The organism is Borreliella spielmanii (assembly GCF_014201705.1).
GTDB classification, from domain to species: domain Bacteria; phylum Spirochaetota; class Spirochaetia; order Borreliales; family Borreliaceae; genus Borreliella; species Borreliella spielmanii.
In genome coordinates, this window is sequence record NZ_JACHFA010000002.1 from 336,620 (window position 1) to 355,769 (window position 19,150).

Below are 19,150 nucleotides of genomic sequence, written 5' to 3' on the forward strand. Positions count from 1 at the left end.
ACTTTATTTTTTAGGGGCGATTATTATTGTGTAATGAAAAATTTCAAAGAAGTAATAATTATTTTTGATTCAGGAATAGGGGGACTTTCTTATTTTGAATATATTAAAAGTAAATTAGGGGGGTGTCAATATGTTTATGTTGCTGATAATAAAAATTTTCCTTATGGGAAGAAGAGCCCTGAGTATCTTTTAGAAGCAGTTTTGTTTTTGATTGAGAGACTTAAAAAAATTTATAATGTTAATGCATTAATTTTGGCTTGCAATACAATTTCTGTTAGTGTATACAATAAATTAAATTTTGTTTTTCCAGTAGTTTATACTTTGCCAGAGGTAAGCTTGGTTTCTGATCTTGCTTTAAAAAGAGTTCTTTTGATTGCAACAAATACTACTCTTGAGAGCAAATTTGTTAAGGATCAAGTAAATATGCATAATGATTTGATTGTAAAAGCAGCTGGAGAGCTTGTTAATTTTGTTGAATATGGGAAGAAGTACAAAAAAGATGCCCTGAGATGCTTAGAGGCTTTAAAATCTGAAGTTGTAAATACCGGTAGAGAAATTGTTTTTCTTGGGTGTACACATTATTTACATCTTAAGTCAATGATAGAAGATTTTTTAAAAATTCCTGTTTATGAGAATCGTGAATTAGTGGTACAAAATCTTATTAGATCAATAAATTTTTCTAAATATAAAGATAGCTATTATAAAAATGATGTTGACTTTGCAGATGAGTTTTATTTAACTAGTAATGAAAATTTTACTTTTTATCAAAATTTTTGCAAAAAATATAACCTCCACTTTAAAGGAATGATAGTTTGAATTATCTTGAATTTGAAGTTATTTGGGGAGTTAATAATATATATTCTATTTTAGAGCTTAGCAGTAAATTAATTTATGAAGGAATTTTTAAAGGTAAGATATTAGAAACAGGTTGTAAGGAGTATAGTCCTTTAGTTCCAGGAGATGTGGTCTTAGGGTATATTTATGGCTCTCGCAAAGTGTATATTGATAAGCGATTAAGTAGAAAAAATATTCTTTGGCGTTATAACAGAAAAGCAGATCTTAGACAGACAATTGTTTCTAATGTTGATAATGTTTTGATTGTAAATTCTGCCAACTTTCCTGAGATAAAAAATTTTTTTATTGACAGGGTTCTTGTTGTTGCAGAAGAGCAAAATATTGTTCCTATTATTGTGATTAATAAAATTGATAAAGGAATAAGTCAAAAGGTTGAAGAATTTTCTGAAATTTATGAAAATTTAGGATACAAGGTTTTAAAAACCTCTGTTAAAACTTTTGAGGGCATTAACGAAATAAAGGAGGTTTTGAAAAATTCAAGAACTTCTTTTATTGGCCAGTCTGGTGTTGGTAAATCTTCTTTAATAAATTTAATTGATTCGAAAGCTTCTCAATCAGTAAATGAAATTTCACACAAGTATTCTAGAGGAAAACATACTACCGTTTATGCAATATCATTTCATTCTGAGAGTGGAATAATAGTTGATACTCCCGGAATAAAGGAGTTTGGAGTTGAAACATTGCCTTTTGAAAATCTTAAGTATTATTTTAAAGAGTTTGAAAATTTTGCAAGTCTTTGTAAATATAAGTCCTGCTTACATGTTAGTGAACCTTGTTGTTCTGTTACTGATTCTTTAGGTAATGGCATTTCTAAACTTAGGTACGAAAGCTATTTAAAGATTTTATCAGAGCTTAAAAATTATAAAAATTATGCAAGATAAATATTTAAAAAATATTGACTTTTATGAAATTTTATTTTTAGTGTCCAAGTACGTTTCTAATCCGGACACTGTTAATTTACTAAATAATCAAAAAATATTAAAAACAAGAGAAAGTTTAGAGAAAATGTTTTCCTTTGTGAATCTCATTAGAATGCTTTTTGAGAGTTGTAAAGGATATCCGAACTCTTTTATAAATAGCTTGAAATATCCTATTTCACTATTATCAAAAGAAAATTCAAGAGTTTCTATTGAAGATTTAAGAGATATTGTGGAGTTTTTAGATGAGGTTTTGAGAATAAATTTATTTTTGGATAAAAATAGTGATCTTAAGCATTTTAATACTCAGATTTTGTCTGATTTATTATTTCTAAGTCCAGAGCTAAAAAATTTGCTTAGTGAATTAAAAGAATATATAGATATTGACACTCTTGAATTGAAAAGTGGTGTTGTAAAAGAATATGATTCGATTGAATTTGAAATTAAAAATTTAAATAGACGGGTTGAAAAGCAGATAAAAAGAATAATTGGCTTGAATGTAGAATATTTATCTTCTAATTTTGTTTATTATAAATCGAATAAATATACTCTTGCTCTTAAGTCTAATTTTAAAGGTAAAATTAAGGGAAATGTTATTTCTATTTCATCATCGGGTGAAACACTTTATATTGAACCAAGTGATATTGTAAATGATAACAATAGACTAAATTATTTAAGTTTAGAAAAAAAAAGAATAATTTTAAAAATTTTACAAAATCTTTCTGGCAAAGTTCATAGTAATATTGTTCTTTTAGATAATCTTTATAATAATTTTTTGTATTATGATTCTTTAAAAGCACGAGCGATTTATGGAGTTAAAACTAAAGGGATATTTCCTGAAATCTCAAGTGAATTAAATATGTTTAATGCACACCATCCTTTGTTAAAGGATTCAAAGGCAATAAATTTTACTCCCGCTGGGAATCATGTTGTAATTATTACTGGTCCTAATGCTGGTGGGAAAACGGTAACTTTAAAGACAATTGGGTTGCTTAGTGCAATGTTCCAGTTTGGAATTCCTATTGTTGTTAACGAGTCTAGCACTTTTAAAATTTTTGATAACATTTTCATTGACATTGGTGATGAACAGTCAATTTCTAATTCACTTTCAACTTTTTCAAGCCATATGAGTAATATTTCTTATATTTTAAAATATACTACAAAAAATAGCCTTGTAATATTTGATGAATTTTGCTCGGGAACAGACGTTGATCAAGGGCAGGCGCTTGCTATTTCAATTCTTGAATATTTAATTAATATTAATTCTTATGTTTTAATATCAACTCATTATAATGCTCTTAAATATTTTGCATATACCCATGAGGGTGTTATTAATGCTTCTATGCGGATGGATTTAGAGACAATGCAGCCCAATTATGATTTAATTTTTTCCATTCCCGGTGAAAGTTATGCGTTTAATGTTGCTAGTAGGGTTTTGATTGACAGTAGTATAATAATTCGTGCTAATGAAATTTATTCATCCCAGAAGACAGAAGTTAATAAAATTTTAGAAAGATTAATAGAGAAAGAGAAAGATTTGCTTTTTATTAAAGAAAGCATGAATAAGAAATTAATCCAAATAGAATTGCAAGAAAAAGAAATAGAAAATATTTATCAAGATCTTTTATTAAAAGAAAAAAATATTGAAGTCAAGCTTTTAAATGAGCAGAATGAATTTTTAAAAAATTCAAGAAAAGTTTTAGAAAATTTAGTCAGAGAAATAAAAGAGGGTAATGTTAATGTTGAAAAGAATAAAGCTTTTATATCAGGTTTGGAGAAAAATGTAAATTGCAAGTTAAATAAAGTAAATTCTCTTGACAATAAGAGAAATATTACGACTGTTTTTAAAATAGGAGACAGAGTTAGAATAGTTAATTCTAATGCAAAAGGAAAAATAGTTGGGATTTCTAAAAAGAAAATTACTGTTAATGTAGGAGCTTTTAATGTTAGTGTTTCTAGCTCAGAGATATCTTTAGAAAACTGTACAGAGCATAAAAAAGAGGATGGTAAAAATTTCGATTTTTCAATTGATTATAATAAGGAAGACTTGTTAAGTTTTACCATTGATATTAGGGGTATGAGGTCTGTTGATGCTCTAGACTTTTTGAATAAGAAAATAGATAATATTATATTAAATGGCATTAATAAGTTTGCGATCGTTCATGGAAAAGGTGAGGGTCATCTTATGAATAAAGTTCACAATTTGTTAAAAAAGTTGAAGTTTGTTAAAAAATATTATTTTGCTCATCCTAGTGATGGAGGGGCTGGAAAAACTATAGTTGAGATTTAATTTAAGTGAATATATCAAAATTTAATGAATTTGAAAATGTATTGTTTCACATTTGTCTTGATGTTGATTTTGTACTTGAAGATGAATTTGGCAATTCTTATGATATTCATCCTAATAGACCTTTTAGGGGTAAAGCCGCAAATGGTCTATTGGATGGTCTTTTTAGCGTTACAACAACTTTCACATCAGGCTATGGATCGAAGTTTGGAAGAGGCTATTTGATCATTATTGAGATATTAACTTTAAGTTTTGTTGATGGTGAATTTTGGGATAAGATAAATAGAAGGGGTATTGAAATCTTTAGAGAAGGGCTTAAAAATAAATTTCCAAGCAAAAATCTAGATATAGTGCTTGATGGTAATGTTTATAAAATTATTGGGCAATTTTTTTAATATGTTTTAATTTGATATGTCTTATTAATATTATAAAATTTTTGATATTAGAAATTATTATATACTTTTTTAAAGTTTTTTTACTAATAAGTGTTAAATTATTATTTTTATGTTGTATGATAAGGAGTTTTAATGCAATTTGAAGTAAAGGATTTGATAAATAAAATTAAAAAAGATGGACTTGAAGAGGCTGAGAGAGTATCTAACGATATTGTTTTGAAAGCTAAAAGAGAGGCAGAAGAAATAGTTACTAGAGCAGAAGAAGCTGCAAGAGTATTAAAGGTAAAATCAGAAAAAGAAATTAATGATTATAAATCTCATGCTCTTGAAGCTTCTCGTCAGGCAATCAGAGATTTAATTATTGGTGTTGAGAATAATCTTAAATCTCTTTTTGAAAATACTTTAAAAGATAATGTAGCGGAAGTTTTTAGTGATAATAATTTCTTAGCAGAGCTTATAATTAAAATAACGGATTCTTGGGCTAAAGAAGAAAAATTAGTTGTTCAATTAAATGAATCTGATTTTTTTAGTTTAGAGCAGATATTAAGATTAAAACTTGGAAATAAGCTTGCGCAGGGGATAGAAATTAAACCTTTTAAAGGCATAAGCAAAGGTTTTAAGATTCAAAAAAAGAATATGGGTTTGCAGTATGATTTTTCAGTGGAAACCGTTGCAGACATTCTTTTTGATTATCTTAATCCAAGATTTAAGGAAGTTATAAAAGTAGTCTAGGAGACTTTTGTGTTAGATTCATATTATTATGTTTTATCTTCTTTGCCTTATATTGATTTAAAATTTTTAAAGGACTACAGTATTACAGATTTTTTAAATAATGTCGAGCTTTCTTTAAGTAAAAAGGACTTCAATTTTTTAAAAAGCTTGCTAGAATTTAAGGTAGATAGGGGTAAATCAAGAGTTGTTGATCTTTTTCTTGATTTTGAAGATACAATAAGATATACACTTGCAGCTTTAAGGGCAAAAAAATTGGGATTGTCTAAAGATTTTTATTTAGAATCCGCTTATTTCTCAAGTTATTATCTGAATATTTTGAGAAATATTTGTTTGAAAGAAAATTCTTTTGAAATAGAATTGGGGTTAGATCTTCTTAGGTGGCAATTTTTGACTGATCTTGAGGTTGGACATGAATTTGATTTTGAAAAAGTAATAATTTACTTTTTAAAGTTAAGGTTATTTTTAAGACATAATTTATTTAAAGAAAAATTAGGTATTCAAAATTTTGACAATATTTGTCAAAATTTAATTGATAAAACTAATGAAAAAGTTTAGAAAAGGTATTTTAATGAAGACAAAAGGAAAAGTTGTTGGAGTAAATGGAAACTTAGTTACTATTGAGGTAGAAGGTTCAGTTTCTATGAATGAGGTTTTATTTGTAAAAACTGGTGGTAGAAATTTAAAAGCAGAGATAATTCGTATTAGAGGCAATGAAGTTGATGCACAAGTTTTTGAATTGACAAAAGGAATATCTGTTGGAGATTTAGTTGAATTTACAGATAAACTTTTAACAGTTGAATTAGGTCCTGGTCTTTTAACTCAAGTGTATGATGGGCTTCAAAATCCTTTGCCTGAACTAGCTATTCAATGTGGATTTTTTTTAGAAAGGGGAGTGTATTTAAGGCCCTTAAACAAAGATAAAAAATGGAATTTTAAAAAAACCTCCAAATTAGGAGACAGCGTTATTGCAGGAGATTTTTTGGGATTTGTAATTGAAGGAACTGTTCGCCATCAAATAATGATTCCGTTTTATAAAATAGATTCGTATAAAATTGTGGAGATTGTAGATGATGGTGATTATTCGATTGATGAACAAATTGCTGTAATTGAAGATGATTCTGGAAGAAGACATAGTATTACAATGTCTTTTCATTGGCCTGTTAAAATTCCCATTGCTAATTATAAGCAGCGACTTATTCCGAGTGAGCCTATGTTGACTCAAACTAGAATTATAGATACATTTTTCCCAGTTGCCAAAGGAGGAACTTTTTGCATTCCAGGTCCTTTTGGAGCTGGAAAAACGGTTCTTCAGCAGGTTACAAGTCGAAATGCTGATGTTGATATAGTTATTATTGCAGCTTGTGGTGAGCGAGCAGGAGAAGTGGTAGAAACTCTTAAGGAGTTCCCCGAGTTGATAGATCCTAAAACCGGTAAATCTTTAATGGATAGAACTTGTATTATTTGTAATACAAGTTCTATGCCAGTTGCAGCTAGAGAAGCTTCTGTTTATACTGCTATTACTATTGCTGAGTATTATAGGCAAATGGGCCTTGATATTCTTCTTTTAGCAGATTCAACTTCAAGATGGGCTCAAGCCATGAGAGAAATGTCTGGTCGCCTTGAGGAGATTCCTGGTGAGGAGGCTTTTCCAGCGTATCTTGAGTCCGTTATTGCTTCTTTTTATGAAAGGGCGGGCATTGTAGTTCTTAATAATGGCGATATTGGATCTGTAACAGTTGGTGGTTCTGTAAGTCCTGCTGGTGGTAATTTTGAAGAGCCAGTTACTCAAGCAACTTTAAAGGTTGTAGGAGCATTTCATGGACTTACAAGAGAAAGGTCTGATGCTAGGAAATTTCCGGCTATTAGTCCTCTTGAATCTTGGAGTAAATATAAAGGTGTTATTGATTCCAAAAAGACCGAATATGTAAGATCTTTTTTGGTAAAAGGCAACGAAATTAATCAAATGATGAAAGTTGTTGGGGAAGAGGGGATAAGTAACGAGGATTTTTTAATTTATTTGAAATCTGAACTGCTTGATTCGTGTTATTTACAACAAAATTCGTTTGATTCAGTTGATGCCGCTGTTGATTCAGAGCGTCAAAATTATATGTTTGATATAGTTTATAACATTCTTAAAACCAACTTTGAGTTTTCTGATAAGCTTCAAGCAAGAGATTTTATAAATGAATTAAGACAAAATCTTTTAGACATGAATCTTTCTTCTTTTAAAGATTCTAAGTTTAATAAATTGGAGCATACTTTAAGTGAATTGGTAAATTTTAAAAAGGTAATTTAGGGGGTTTGGAGAAATATATAATGAAAAGAGTCTATAGTAAAATAGAGTCTATAGCAGGCAATGTAATAACTGTTACAGCTCAAGGTATTAAGTATGGTGAGCTTGCTATTGTGAAAGCAAAAGATACAAGTTCTCTAGCCGAAGTAATTAAACTTGATCGAGAAAAAGTTTCTCTTCAAGTTTATGGCGGCACAAGAGGTGTTTCTACGTCAGACGAGATAAAGTTTTTAGGGCATTCAATGCAGGTTTCATTTTCTGACAATTTGTTGGGCAGAATTTTTGATGGTTCTGGAAATCCTAGGGATGGAGGTCCTTCGCTTGATGATAGTCTGATTGAAATTGGGGGGCCTTCTGCAAATCCTACAAAACGCATTGTTCCTAGAAATATGATAAGGACAGGGCTTCCAATGATAGATGTTTTTAACACCCTTGTTGAATCTCAAAAATTACCAATTTTTTCTGTTTCTGGTGAGCCTTATAATGAACTTCTTGTGAGAATTGCACTTCAAGCAGAGGTTGATTTGATAATTCTTGGAGGAATGGGACTCAAGCACGATGATTATTTGACTTTTAAAGATTCTTTAGAAAAAGGAGGTGCTTTAAGTAGAACAATTTTTTTTGTTCATACCGCTAATGATTCTGTTGTTGAATCTTTAACTGTTCCTGATATTTCGCTTTCTGTTGCTGAAAAGTTTGCCCTTAAGGGTAAAAAAGTTTTAGTGCTTCTTACAGACATGACAAATTTTGCTGATGCGATGAAAGAAATATCTATTACTATGGAACAAGTGCCTTCTAACAGAGGTTATCCTGGGGATTTATATTCTCAGCTTGCATATCGTTATGAGAAAGCTATTGATTTTGAAGGTGCAGGGTCGATTACAATACTTGCGGTTACAACTATGCCGGGTGATGATGTTACTCATCCTGTTCCTGATAATACTGGGTATATTACAGAAGGTCAGTACTATTTAAAGGGTGGTAGAATAGAACCTTTTGGATCGCTTTCAAGACTTAAACAAATGGTAAATAGTAAAACCAGAGATGATCACAGGGCTATAATGGATACAATGATTAAACTTTACGCATCTTCAAAAGAGTCTGTAGAAAAGAAGGCTATGGGATTTAATATGACTAAGTGGGATGAAAAATTGCTCAAGTATAGCAACATGTTTGAAAGCAAAATGATGGATTTATCTGTTAATATTCCCTTAGAAGAGGCTTTAGATTTGGGTTGGAATATTCTTGCTAGTTGTTTTAGTCCAAAAGAAACAGGAATAAAAACGGACCTTATTGAAAAATATTGGCCTAAAAAAGAGACTTGTTGATTATGTCTAAAATTAAATTGACCAAAAATGATCTTAAAAAGCAAAAAGATGAACTTAAAATGTTTAAGAGATATTTGCCTACTTTACAGCTTAAGAAACAACAACTTTATATGGAAATTGTTAGAATTGAGAGTTCTTATAAAATTAAAAATCTTGAACAACAAAAGCTTAAAGGCAGTATTTCTAATTGGATTTCTCTTTTTAGCGAAGAATTTCCTTTTGAGAGTTGGATTCAAGTAAAAACAGTGGTCAAAAAGTCTGTAAATATTGCAGGAGTTGCAATTCCTATATTCGATTCTATTGAATATGAAGATATAAGGCATGACTTACTTTTTACCCCTTATTGGGTAGATAAGGGAATTGAAATTCTTAAAATTGTGATTCAAATTGATGTAGAACTTAAAATTTTAAAAAAGCAGATTGATTTGCTTTTAAGAGAGTTTAGAGTAACATCTCAGAGAGTTAATTTATTTGAGAAAGTTATGATACCAACAGCAAAGGCTAATATCAAAAAAATTAATATATATCTTGGAGATCAGCAAACTGCAGCTGTTGTAAGAGGTAAAATTGCTAAGTCTAATTTGATTGATAAAAAAAAATAGGAACAAGCTTATGATTGTAAAAATGAAAAAAGTTTTACTTTTGACTTTATCGAAATATAAAAAAGAAGCTTTAGAGATTTTAAGAGATTTTGGAGCAGTTCATATTAATTCTTGCAATAAAAATTCAGAATCTTTAAAAAAAAGCATTGATAATCGGAGAATTTTAATGCAAGCTTTTTCACTCCTTAGAGAAGATGGGGGCGTTAAGGCTTTAAAATCTTCTAATGGAAATTTTTTAGATATTGCAAAAAGCATAGTCAATTTAGGTAATGAGATTAAAGAATTTCAAGATGTTAAACGATCTTTATTGCATGAAAGGGATTTGATTTCCGTTTGGGGAAATTTTTCTTTAGAGTATATCAACAAATTGAAAGAATCTAAAATTTATATTCAATTTTTTAAAATTCAAAAAAGTGAATATAAAAATTTATTAAGAGATCCTAATATTAATGTGCTTTTGATTAAAAATGTGAAGAACATTTCTTATTTTGTAAGTGTTGGTGAGTTTGAGCAAAAAATTGAAATTGCTGATGAGTTTAAGTTTAATTTTGATCTTTATTATATTAATAATAAATTAAAGGTTGTTGATGAGATTTTAGATCAAAAATTGACTCAAATTTCTCTTTTTAATAAATATATTGATATTTTAAAAGACGAGATAAAAAATTATGATCAAATTGTAGAGTTTGAGCAAGTTTTAGCTGATATGCAAACCGATTTCGATGATTTTTCGTATATTACAGGTTTTGTTCCAGCTGAAAGTCAAGAATCTCTTAAAAGCTCGGTTTTAAAAGCAGGTTTTGCAGTTCAATTTGCAGATCCTGAAGAAAATGATATTATTCCAACTTATATAAAAAGAAAAGGAATTGCCAATTTAGCTGCACCTATTTTTAACATTTTAGAGACAATTCCTGGTTATAAAGAAAGAGATATAAGTTTTATTTTTATGTTATTTTTCTTTGTATTTTTTGGTATGATAATAGGTGATGCGGCTTATGGAGTGATATTTTTTTTGATAGGAATTTTGCTTAGTTTGAGTTTTGTTCTTAAAGGCAAGCCCCTAACTTCAGTTCATGGATTAATATTTTATCTTAGTGTATCATCAATCCTTTATGGTTCTATGACTGGTACTTGGTTTGGAAGTCCTTTAATTCTTGAAATGTTTCCTATTTTAAATTTATTTAAAGTTAATTATTTGACAGAGAAAAATAGTGTGCAAAATATTATCTTTATCTGTTTTTCAATAGGAGTTTTGCAAATTTCATTGGCGCATGCTTGGAATTTTTTCAAACAAGTAAAAGAAAAGCCCCATATTCATTCAATTGCACAGATTGGCTGGCTTATATGTATACTTGGTCTTTATTATCTTGTTTTGAATTTGATACTAAGTCAATCTCGATTTCCCATGTATAATGCTGTTTATAATACAATATATTTGGGTGTTGCACTTGTATTTGTTTTTGGCAAACAAGATGGTTCAAATTTTTTTAAGTGCATATTTAAAAGTTTTGGGGGTATTATAGAGCAATTTTTAACTACTGTGTCGGGGTTTGCAGATATAATATCTTATATTAGACTTTTTGCAGTTGGACTTGCTGGGCTTTCAATCTCAGCAAGCTTTAATGCTATGTCAATGCCTTTGTTAAAATCTTCTAATATTGGTTTTGTAATAGTTGGAATTATTGTTATACTTTTTGGGCATGTTTTAAATATAATGTTATCTTTACTTTCAGTAATTGTTCATGGAGTAAGGCTTAATATGCTTGAGTTTTCAAACCATTTAGGGCAAGAATGGAGTGGATATGCTTATAAGCCTTTTAGAAAAATAAAAAAATAAATAAAAAGGAGTACTTATGGATATAGGTTTAATAGGGGTTAATTCAGCTTTGACAATCTCAGCAATAGGGTCTGCTCTGGGCATGGGAGCAGCAGGTAGTGCTGCTATTGGAGCATGGAAGAGGTGCTATATGCAAGGAAAGCCAGCACCATTTTTATTGATTGTTTTTGTATCAGCACCATTGACTCAAATAATATATGGATATATTTTAATGAACACGTTATATGAGGTAATGATGCAGACAAATCCGTGGTTATTACTTGGAGCTGGTCTTGGTGGTGGATTTGCGATCGCTGTTTCTGGATTTGCTCAAGGTAAAGCGGCAGCAGGCGCTTGTGATGCTTTTTCTGAGACTGGTAAGGGATTTGCTACATACCTATTAGTTTTGGGTTTAATAGAATCTGTTGCTCTTTTTGTAATGGTATTTTTAATGATATTTAAGTTTGTTTGATTTTAATTTATTATCTCTTTTAATTTTAATATTAAATTTTCTCGTAATTTATGAGTTAATTTAATATATTTATTATTATGAGAAATTTGGTTTTATTTTTTTTTGCCCTGCCTTTTTCTATTTCTTTGAATTCTTCAAGTAATAGAAATTTTCCGTATTGGATTTTACTTGAAAAAGGTAGGCAATTTCTTTATTCTAAATCTGAATTTAGTAAGTCTAATCTTACACATGCTATTAATTATTTGCAGGAAGCTTTGCTTAGAAAAGGTGTTTATCCTGAAGCCAGTTATTATTTGTCAGTAGCTTATGGCATGTCTGGCAATTCTGTTCTTGAAAAATTAAACCTTTACAAGTCTTTTGAAGACAAAGATTATTTACTAGATGAATCTTTTGAAAAAAAAATACTTTTTTCTTTGGCCAAAATGGCTGAACTTGAGAATAATTATGTTGATACGATTGATTATTTAAATGATATATTAAATAAGTTTTCAACTAAAAAAGATTATTATAGTTATCATGATTATTCTCAAGGCGAGAATAGCACATCAAACAATAAATTTAATGTTTCATTTTATCTAACTTCTTATTTAAAACAAGTAAGAGGAGCTTTTGGAATTGATTTTACTTTTAATCTTTACAGATTTAAAAACTACAATGTTATTGATACTCACGAATTATTGTCAAAAGTTTATTTGCGCTTAAAAGCTTATGAGCTTTCAATTACTCATGGACTTATAGCTGCGGTAGGGATTTTAACAAGAATGTATGAGTATGTTTGTTATTATGAACCTGTGTATCAGTTTAGAAATTTAAGATCTTTTGTTAAAAAAATTAATGAGTATAAGGCAATAAAAAGTGCCTTTGAATCTACAGATTTTTGGGAAATAGTTTATAATGTTGCTGTTGCTACTTATGCATATTCTAATGGTAATTATAAATTTAGAGCAATAGATACTTGGAAATTAATAGTGGATCTTGCACCAAGATTTTCTCCTTATATTGCGAAATCAAGAAGTCAAATTAAAAATTTTGTATTTAAAAAAAGGTAAATTTTTAAGTCTTGATTTGTATTTCAGGAAGGAGTGAGTATTAGTATTCGTAAGAAAAATTTTTGTATTATTGCACATATTGATCATGGTAAATCGACATTAGCCGATCGATTTATTCAAAAGGCTAAAATAATAGCCGATCGTGATTTTAAAAGTCAAATGCTTGACAGTATGGAGATTGAGCGAGAAAGAGGAATTACAATAAAAAGTCAAGCAGTAACAATTACTTATAAAAGTAATGATGGAGATTTTTATGAGTTAAATTTTGTAGACACCCCAGGTCATGTTGATTTTTCTTATGAAGTCTCAAGAGCAATTTCATCTTGTGAGGGCGCTCTTTTATTAATTGATGCAAGTCAAGGAATACAAGCTCAGACAGTTTCTAATTTTTATATGGCTTTTGAGCATGATTTAGAAATTATTCCTGTTATTAATAAGATAGATCTTCCAAATGCTAATATTGATTTTGTAAAAAAGCAAATAAAAAATGATTTAGGACTAAATGAAGAAATTGCTATTTCGATTTCTGCTAAGAATGGAATAGGAATTGATGATTTGCTTGAAGCTATTTGTAAGTATGTGCCATCTCCTAAAGGAAGTATTAAGGATCCATTAAGGGCATTAATTTTTGATTCACATTATGATTCTTATAGAGGAGTTGTTGTTCACTTTAGAATTTTTGAAGGCCAAATCAAGACAGGCGATAAGATTAGGTTAATGCATACTAATAGTGAGTATTTAATTGAAGAAATTGGGGTTTTTAAAATATTGCTTGAAAAAAAAGATAGATTAGAAGCAGGGGATGTTGGGTATTTTATTGCGGGAATAAAAAATATATCAGATGTGAAGATTGGAGATACAGTAACTCTTTGTGATTGTCCTGCGTTATCCCCCCTTGAGGGATTTAAAGAAGTTAAGCCTGTAGTGTTTTCTTCAGTGTATCCTGTTGATGCTAATCAATATGATGATCTTTTAAGGGCAATGGATAGATTAAAGCTTAATGATGCATCGTTAACATTTGAAAAAGATTCATCATCAGCTCTTGGACATGGGTTTAAGTGTGGATTTCTTGGTCTTTTACATTTAGAAGTTATTCAAGAACGTATTGAGCGCGAATTTGATTTAAATGTAATATTGACTTCTCCTTCTGTTAGATACAAAATAATTCCCAAAAAGGGAGAATCTTATTTTATTGAAAGTCCTGAACAGTTTCCCGGAAATGAAGCTATTGAAAGTGTTCTTGAGCCTTATATTAGAGCTAATATTATTGTTCCTACAGAATTTTTAGGAAATATTATGAGTGTGTGTTTATTAAAAAGAGGAGTTCAGATAAACTTAATTTATCTTGATACTAAGCGTGTTGAACTTATTTATAAAATGCCTCTTTCTGAAATCCTTTTTGATTTTTATGATAAGATTAAATCTGTCAGTCGTGGATATGCTTCTTTTGATTATGAACTTTTAGATTATGAATATACAGATTTAGTAAGATTAGATATATTAGTCAATGGGGATAGGGTTGATGCACTCTCTCAATTGGCTTTTAAAGATAGTGCAAGAACTAAGGCTATTGGAATTTGTAAAAAGTTGAAAGATGAAATAGCAAGACAACAATTTAAAATAGCCATTCAAGGTGCTATTGGCTCTAACGTTATTGCTAGAGAGACAATCTCTCCTGTTAGAAAAGATGTTACTGCAAAGTGTTATGGCGGTGATATTACTCGTAAGCGAAAACTTTTGGAAAAGCAGAAAGAAGGTAAGAAGCGAATGAAGATGGTAGGAAATGTGGAAATTCCACAAAGCGTTTTTCTTTCAGTTCTAAAATCCAATGATAATTAAATGTGTTTTTAATTTTTTAAGGTATATGATTGGCAAAGCTCTTAGAAATGAGATAAAATACTTTTATCATTGCTTATTTAAAATTAGTTGTATGTAGTTTGATTTTATAGGGAGTAATTTATGCTTAAGTCTAATAAAGTTGTTCTTATTGGGGCTGGTGGGGTAGGTTCAAGCTTTGCTTATGCTTTGACAATAGACAATTCGCTTGTACATGAACTTGTAATTATTGATGTTAATGAGGATAAAGCAAAAGGTGAGGTTATGGACCTTAATCATGGCCAAATGTTTTTAAAAAAGAATATTAATGTATTGTTTGGGACTTACAAAGATTGTGTTGATGCAGACATTGTTGTAATTACAGCAGGCCTTAATCAAAAACCTGGTGAAACAAGACTTGATTTGGTTGGTAAAAATTCTAAAATCTTTAAAGATATTATAACTAATGTTGTATCTAGTGGCTTTGATGGTATTTTTGTCATTGCAAGTAATCCTGTAGACATTATGACTTATGTTACAATGAAATATTCTAAATTTCCTATTCATAAGGTTATTGGTACTGGTACTATTCTTGATACTTCAAGGCTTAGATATTTTTTAAGTGATCGTTTTAATGTGAATACCCAAAATATACATTCATATATTATGGGTGAGCATGGTGATAGTTCTTTTGCTACTTGGGATGAAACAAAAATAGCAATGAAGCCTTTATCAGAATACATTGCTGAAGGCAGAATAACTGAGTTGGAGCTTGATGAAATTCATAAAAAGGTTGTTAATGCTGCTTATGAGGTGATTAAGCTTAAAGGAGCAACCTATTATGCTATTGGACTTGGTATTAAGAATATTGTAAATGCAATAATTGGAGATCAGAATATCATTTTACCAATATCTTCTTATATTAATGGCCAGTATGGGGGATCAATTAAAGATATTTATATTGGAGCACCTGCCATAGTTTGTAAAGAAGGAGTTAAAGAAGTTTTAAACTTTAAGATAAGTCCTAAAGAGCTTGAGAAGTTTAAAAGTTCTGCTAATCAGCTTAAAAGTTATATTGATAAAATAGAATTTTAGTTTCAAAACCCCAATATTTGGGGGTTTTTATTTTTCAAGCATATTTTCTCCGTTTTTTCTATGTTCAATTGCTTCAAGTAAAGCTTCTCTTGAAATATTTTTCTCTTCCTTTAAGTCAGATATTGTTCTTGCAATTTTTAATATTGAATGTGTTGCTCTTGAAGATATGTTAAGTTTGTTTAAAATGTAAATCAAATCATTTTTTAAGATTGCACTTAATTCGCAAAATTCTTCAATGTGATCAGAATTCAGATCAGAATTTTTATTTATGTTTGCAAAATTTTCGTATCTTATATTTTGAATGTTTCTTGCTTTTATTATTCTTTGTTTTATTTCGCTTGAACTTTCGCTTGTTTCACCAAGTAATTTTTCGTTATTAATTGCTCTTGTTGGGACCCTAATATCAATTCTATCAAGCATTGCAGCTCCAAGTTTTTTCCAATAATTTGAAATTTCTTGTTGCGAGCAGAAACAGTCTGTGTTTTTTTTGCCAAGATTTCCACAAGGGCAAAGATTCATTGCAAGCATTAGTTGGAAATTGGCGGGGTATTTAAATAATTTAGAACTTGCCCTTGAGATTGAAATTGATTTATCTTCAATAGGTTCACGTAAAGATTGTAAGATAGACTTTTTAAATTCTAAAGCTTCATCTAGAAATAATATCCCGTTGTGGGCAAGAGATACTTCTCCAGGCAAAGGATTAGGCCCCCCCCCAATTATTCCTTCTTTACTAGCAGTGTGGTGAGGATTTCTAAAAGGTCTTTGTTTTATTATCTTTCTGTCTATTAATTTTCCTGAGATTGACCATATTCTATTTGTTTCTATCAATTCTTTGTTTGTAAGTGGAGGAAGAATAGATTGAGCGCACTTAATACTAAGCGTTTTTCCGCTTCCAGGCGGACCAAATAGCATGATGTTATGCCCACCGGCAATTGCTATTTCAATTGCTCTTTTTACTCTTTGTTGTCCTTTTATATTTTTAAAGTCATAATCTAAAACATAATCTTGTTCAATTGCTGTTTGTGGTTTAATATTTATTCTTGGAGGAAGTATGTTGTCATTTAATTGTTCTATTATTTTTATAGTTTCTTTTAAATCTTTAACACCCCAAATATTCAAGCCATCTATTAAGTGAGCTTCTTCTAAATTTTCAAGAGGAACTATTGCAAATTTTATTTCCTTTTCTTTAGCAAGAGCAATGGCAGGTAAAACTGCTTTTATTGATCTTATTTTGCCATCTAGCTGCAATTCTCCCAGTATTAAGATTTCTAAATTGTGATTATTTTTCTTTTCTTGGATTTTAATGATGCTAATAGCAATTGAAAGGTCAAGAGCTGTTCCAAGCTTTTTAACTCCAGCTGGTGCAAGATTTATTAGTATTCTATCTTTAGGAAAATTAAAATTTGAATTCTTGATGGCTGATTTTACTCTTTCTCTTGATTCTTTAATTTCGCTTCCAGCAAGTCCTACAATATCAATTCCTGAAATTCCTTTTTTAATGTCTATTTCAATCTCAATTAGTTCTCCTTCATATCCAATTGCTGAGTGTGAATAGATTTTCATCTAATAGCGCTCCTTAAGGCTTGTAATTTTCCAAACTATCTCTTAATGATATGTATGGCAGTAAAAAACAGTCTTTTCTGTTTGTATTTGTAAACGTGTTAAAAATTTTTAAACTTGAGTCAATTTCTTCTAGATTTTCAAAATCTCCGTTTATTACTTTTTGCACTAAGTTTAGGATTTTGGATTTTGGCTTGTTATTACACAATTTGCTTAAAGCGTTTGCGCTTGCAAGTAAAATCATGCATCCAGATGCATGATGTTTTAAATTAAATTTTCCGTTATTTTCTTCTGTTGTTTGGAATAAGATTTGATCTCCACATTTAGATTGATGTTTGAAATTTTGGCTTGTTTTTACTTTGTGTATTATGTAAGTATTTACTTTACTAAGCCTTATTAATTTTCTTTTAGCGTTTTCAGTGAGCATAATTTAATTTTATTTTCTTTGATTTATTAAATCAATAATAAAAGAGAATATGAAGATTTTTAAATAAAAATTTTTAAAAATATAGTTGAAATTGTTTTGATATTTTTTTATGAGAGTTCTTTTATTACTTTTTTTAATCCTGATATGAAAATATCAATTTCTTCTTGTGTATTATAAAAATAAAAACTAATTCTTAAAAGATGGTTTTTGTTTAAATTTTCTGGAAAAAATGCTACATAGGAACAAGTTTTCCCGGCTCTAGTTGCTATTCCCATTGTATCTAGATAGGTTTCAATATCGTGTGAGTGAATATTTTTTACTGTAAATGATATTATTGAATTTCTTTTAAGATTTGTATTTAGTAAAAATTCAACTTCATCAAGCTCTTGTAATTTTTTCACTCCATATTCGATTAATTGCTGATCATGCTCTAAAATAAAATCCATAGAAATATTATTGATATATTTTATTGCCTCTTTAAGACCGATAATTCCTGCAATATTTGGAGTTCCTGATTCAAATTTATTGGGGGCATCAAGCGATTTAAATTTAATTTTTTTATTTTCTATGAATATTTCTTCTACAGTATTTCCCCCTAATTTTGAGCTATTAAGTTTTTCAGCCATATTATTTGAAATGTATAAAATTCCTATTCCTGTTGGAGCAAGCATTTTATGTCCAGAAAATACCAAAAAGTCACAGCCAATTTTTTTAACATCTATTTTTAAATGAGGTGCCATTTGGGCAGCATCTACAAAAAGACTTATATTGTATTTTTTTGCGATTTTTCCAATAGATTCCAAATCATTGACGGTTCCCAAGGTATTATTTGTTCCTGAAATACTGATGAGCTTTGTTTTTTCTGTAATAAGTTTTTCAATTTCTTCAGGGGTAATAATTCCCATTTCATTGAATTTAGCGAATTTAATTGTTAGATTAACTAATTTTGCAAGATTTGCCCATGGCAGCAAATTGCTATTATGTTCAAGAGTTGTAAGAATAATTTCATCTTTTTTTTTAAAGTATTTTGAGCAAAAAAATGAGTTTGCAATGGTATTAATTCCATCTGTAGTTCCAGAAGTAAATATTATATTTTTTGCAGATTCTGCATTAATGAAGTTTTTTACAAGTTCTCTTGTTTTTTCTATTTTTATGCTAGATTGAATTGCAAATTTGTGACCGCTTCTATGTACATTTGCGTTGTAATTTTCATAATATTCAATGCTGGAGTAAATTACTTTTTGGGGTTTTTGAGAGGTTGCTGCGTTGTCAAAATAAATTATAGGCTTATTATTAAACTGTTTATTTAAAATAGGAAAATCTTTTCTTAAAAGCTTGACTTTTTCTGCATTGCTTTTTATTTGTTTGAAATCCATAATTTTTACAATTTCCTTTGGTTTGTTTTTTCGTTTTTAATTATTATAGCATTGTTTTGAATTTTACAAAAAAAGTTTAAAATGATTATTAATTAGTAATCATTTTTTTTTGAAATTGAGATTTTTTTTAT

General features: G+C 29.3%; 17 protein-coding genes. 14 read left to right on the forward strand and 3 right to left on the reverse strand.

Annotated features, from left to right (window positions below; genetic code table 11):
• The first annotated feature begins 33 nt into the window (after nt 1-33).
• The 14 genes from murI to HNR35_RS03825 all read left to right on the forward strand — a co-directional run bounded on the left by murI (nt 34) and on the right by HNR35_RS03825 (nt 15,656).
• The gene (gene murI / locus HNR35_RS03760; protein WP_183224020.1) at nt 34-816 is read left to right on the forward strand and encodes a glutamate racemase; all 783 of its coding nucleotides are present in this window, start codon (nt 34-36) and stop codon (nt 814-816) included.
• The gene (gene rsgA / locus HNR35_RS03765) at nt 813-1,736 is read left to right on the forward strand and encodes a ribosome small subunit-dependent GTPase A (RefSeq protein ID WP_006434039.1); all 924 of its coding nucleotides are present in this window, start codon (nt 813-815) and stop codon (nt 1,734-1,736) included. The genes murI and rsgA overlap by 4 nt, the downstream gene beginning before the upstream one ends.
• The gene (locus HNR35_RS03770; protein WP_183224022.1) at nt 1,726-4,062 is read left to right on the forward strand and encodes an endonuclease MutS2; all 2,337 of its coding nucleotides are present in this window, start codon (nt 1,726-1,728) and stop codon (nt 4,060-4,062) included. Before rsgA ends, HNR35_RS03770 begins: the two co-directional genes overlap by 11 nt.
• A 5-nt stretch (nt 4,063-4,067) precedes the next feature.
• On the forward strand, nt 4,068-4,454 hold the full coding sequence (locus HNR35_RS03775; protein ID WP_006434071.1) for a hypothetical protein: 387 nt from the start codon (nt 4,068-4,070) through the stop codon (nt 4,452-4,454).
• A 132-nt stretch (nt 4,455-4,586) separates the two neighbouring features.
• Nucleotides 4,587-5,186 carry a V-type ATP synthase subunit E gene (locus HNR35_RS03780; protein WP_183224023.1) on the forward strand — a complete coding sequence of 200 codons (600 nt, stop codon included), beginning with the start codon at nt 4,587-4,589 and terminating at the stop codon, nt 5,184-5,186.
• A 9-nt stretch (nt 5,187-5,195) separates the two neighbouring features.
• A complete protein-coding gene (locus HNR35_RS03785; RefSeq protein ID WP_183224025.1) occupies nt 5,196-5,741 on the forward strand; it encodes a hypothetical protein in 546 nt (181 codons plus the stop codon).
• Between the two features lie 13 nt (nt 5,742-5,754).
• Nucleotides 5,755-7,482 carry a V-type ATP synthase subunit A gene (locus HNR35_RS03790; protein WP_183224158.1) on the forward strand — a complete coding sequence of 576 codons (1,728 nt, stop codon included), beginning with the start codon at nt 5,755-5,757 and terminating at the stop codon, nt 7,480-7,482.
• 20 nt (nt 7,483-7,502) lie between these two features.
• The gene (locus HNR35_RS03795; RefSeq protein WP_183224027.1) at nt 7,503-8,807 is read left to right on the forward strand and encodes a V-type ATP synthase subunit B; all 1,305 of its coding nucleotides are present in this window, start codon (nt 7,503-7,505) and stop codon (nt 8,805-8,807) included.
• 2 nt (nt 8,808-8,809) lie between these two features.
• Nucleotides 8,810-9,409 (forward strand): V-type ATP synthase subunit D, encoded by a 600-nt coding sequence (locus HNR35_RS03800; protein ID WP_006434138.1) that lies wholly within the window; start codon nt 8,810-8,812, stop codon nt 9,407-9,409.
• Nucleotides 9,410-9,419: 10 nt separating this feature from the next.
• Nucleotides 9,420-11,246, forward strand: coding sequence for a V-type ATP synthase subunit I (locus HNR35_RS03805; RefSeq protein WP_183224029.1), 1,827 nt, complete (start codon nt 9,420-9,422; stop codon nt 11,244-11,246).
• Nucleotides 11,247-11,262: 16 nt separating this feature from the next.
• Nucleotides 11,263-11,697 (forward strand): ATP synthase subunit K, encoded by a 435-nt coding sequence (locus HNR35_RS03810; RefSeq protein ID WP_004790144.1) that lies wholly within the window; start codon nt 11,263-11,265, stop codon nt 11,695-11,697.
• A gap of 77 nt (nt 11,698-11,774) precedes the next feature.
• Nucleotides 11,775-12,746 (forward strand): hypothetical protein, encoded by a 972-nt coding sequence (locus tag HNR35_RS03815; protein ID WP_006434077.1) that lies wholly within the window; start codon nt 11,775-11,777, stop codon nt 12,744-12,746.
• 33 nt (nt 12,747-12,779) lie between these two features.
• Nucleotides 12,780-14,585 (forward strand): translation elongation factor 4, encoded by a 1,806-nt coding sequence (lepA, locus tag HNR35_RS03820; protein WP_183224031.1) that lies wholly within the window; start codon nt 12,780-12,782, stop codon nt 14,583-14,585.
• Nucleotides 14,586-14,705: 120 nt separating this feature from the next.
• A complete protein-coding gene (locus tag HNR35_RS03825) occupies nt 14,706-15,656 on the forward strand; it encodes an L-lactate dehydrogenase (RefSeq protein ID WP_006434130.1) in 951 nt (316 codons plus the stop codon).
• A gap of 27 nt (nt 15,657-15,683) precedes the next feature.
• Here the strand turns inward: HNR35_RS03825 and HNR35_RS03830 are convergent, their stop codons facing one another.
• The 3 genes from HNR35_RS03830 to HNR35_RS03840 all read right to left on the reverse strand — a co-directional run bounded on the left by HNR35_RS03830 (nt 15,684) and on the right by HNR35_RS03840 (nt 19,019).
• A complete protein-coding gene (locus HNR35_RS03830; protein ID WP_183224032.1) occupies nt 15,684-17,219 on the reverse strand; it encodes a YifB family Mg chelatase-like AAA ATPase in 1,536 nt (511 codons plus the stop codon).
• Nucleotides 17,220-17,232: 13 nt separating this feature from the next.
• Nucleotides 17,233-17,643 carry an iron-sulfur cluster assembly scaffold protein gene (locus HNR35_RS03835; RefSeq protein ID WP_183224034.1) on the reverse strand — a complete coding sequence of 137 codons (411 nt, stop codon included), beginning with the start codon at nt 17,641-17,643 and terminating at the stop codon, nt 17,233-17,235.
• A 107-nt stretch (nt 17,644-17,750) separates the two neighbouring features.
• The gene (locus HNR35_RS03840; RefSeq protein WP_183224037.1) at nt 17,751-19,019 is read right to left on the reverse strand and encodes a cysteine desulfurase; all 1,269 of its coding nucleotides are present in this window, start codon (nt 19,017-19,019) and stop codon (nt 17,751-17,753) included.
• Nucleotides 19,020-19,150 lie beyond the last annotated feature (131 nt).

Bases quoted from the DNA above. Each gene is read 5' to 3' on its own strand.
- HNR35_RS03835 (WP_183224034.1), bottom strand. From the start codon at position 17,643: ATGCTCACTGAAAACGCTAAAAGAAAATTAATAAGGCTTAGTAAAGTA.
- HNR35_RS03805 (WP_183224029.1), top strand. From the start codon at position 9,420: ATGATTGTAAAAATGAAAAAAGTTTTACTTTTGACTTTATCGAAATAT.
- murI (WP_183224020.1), top strand. From the start codon at position 34: ATGAAAAATTTCAAAGAAGTAATAATTATTTTTGATTCAGGAATAGGG.
- HNR35_RS03770 (WP_183224022.1), top strand. From the start codon at position 1,726: ATGCAAGATAAATATTTAAAAAATATTGACTTTTATGAAATTTTATTT.
- HNR35_RS03815 (WP_006434077.1), top strand. From the start codon at position 11,775: ATGAGAAATTTGGTTTTATTTTTTTTTGCCCTGCCTTTTTCTATTTCT.
- HNR35_RS03780 (WP_183224023.1), top strand. From the start codon at position 4,587: ATGCAATTTGAAGTAAAGGATTTGATAAATAAAATTAAAAAAGATGGA.
- HNR35_RS03810 (WP_004790144.1), top strand. From the start codon at position 11,263: ATGGATATAGGTTTAATAGGGGTTAATTCAGCTTTGACAATCTCAGCA.
- HNR35_RS03825 (WP_006434130.1), top strand. From the start codon at position 14,706: ATGCTTAAGTCTAATAAAGTTGTTCTTATTGGGGCTGGTGGGGTAGGT.
- HNR35_RS03840 (WP_183224037.1), bottom strand. From the start codon at position 19,019: ATGGATTTCAAACAAATAAAAAGCAATGCAGAAAAAGTCAAGCTTTTA.
- HNR35_RS03800 (WP_006434138.1), top strand. From the start codon at position 8,810: ATGTCTAAAATTAAATTGACCAAAAATGATCTTAAAAAGCAAAAAGAT.
- HNR35_RS03795 (WP_183224027.1), top strand. From the start codon at position 7,503: ATGAAAAGAGTCTATAGTAAAATAGAGTCTATAGCAGGCAATGTAATA.
- HNR35_RS03790 (WP_183224158.1), top strand. From the start codon at position 5,755: ATGAAGACAAAAGGAAAAGTTGTTGGAGTAAATGGAAACTTAGTTACT.
- HNR35_RS03830 (WP_183224032.1), bottom strand. From the start codon at position 17,219: ATGAAAATCTATTCACACTCAGCAATTGGATATGAAGGAGAACTAATT.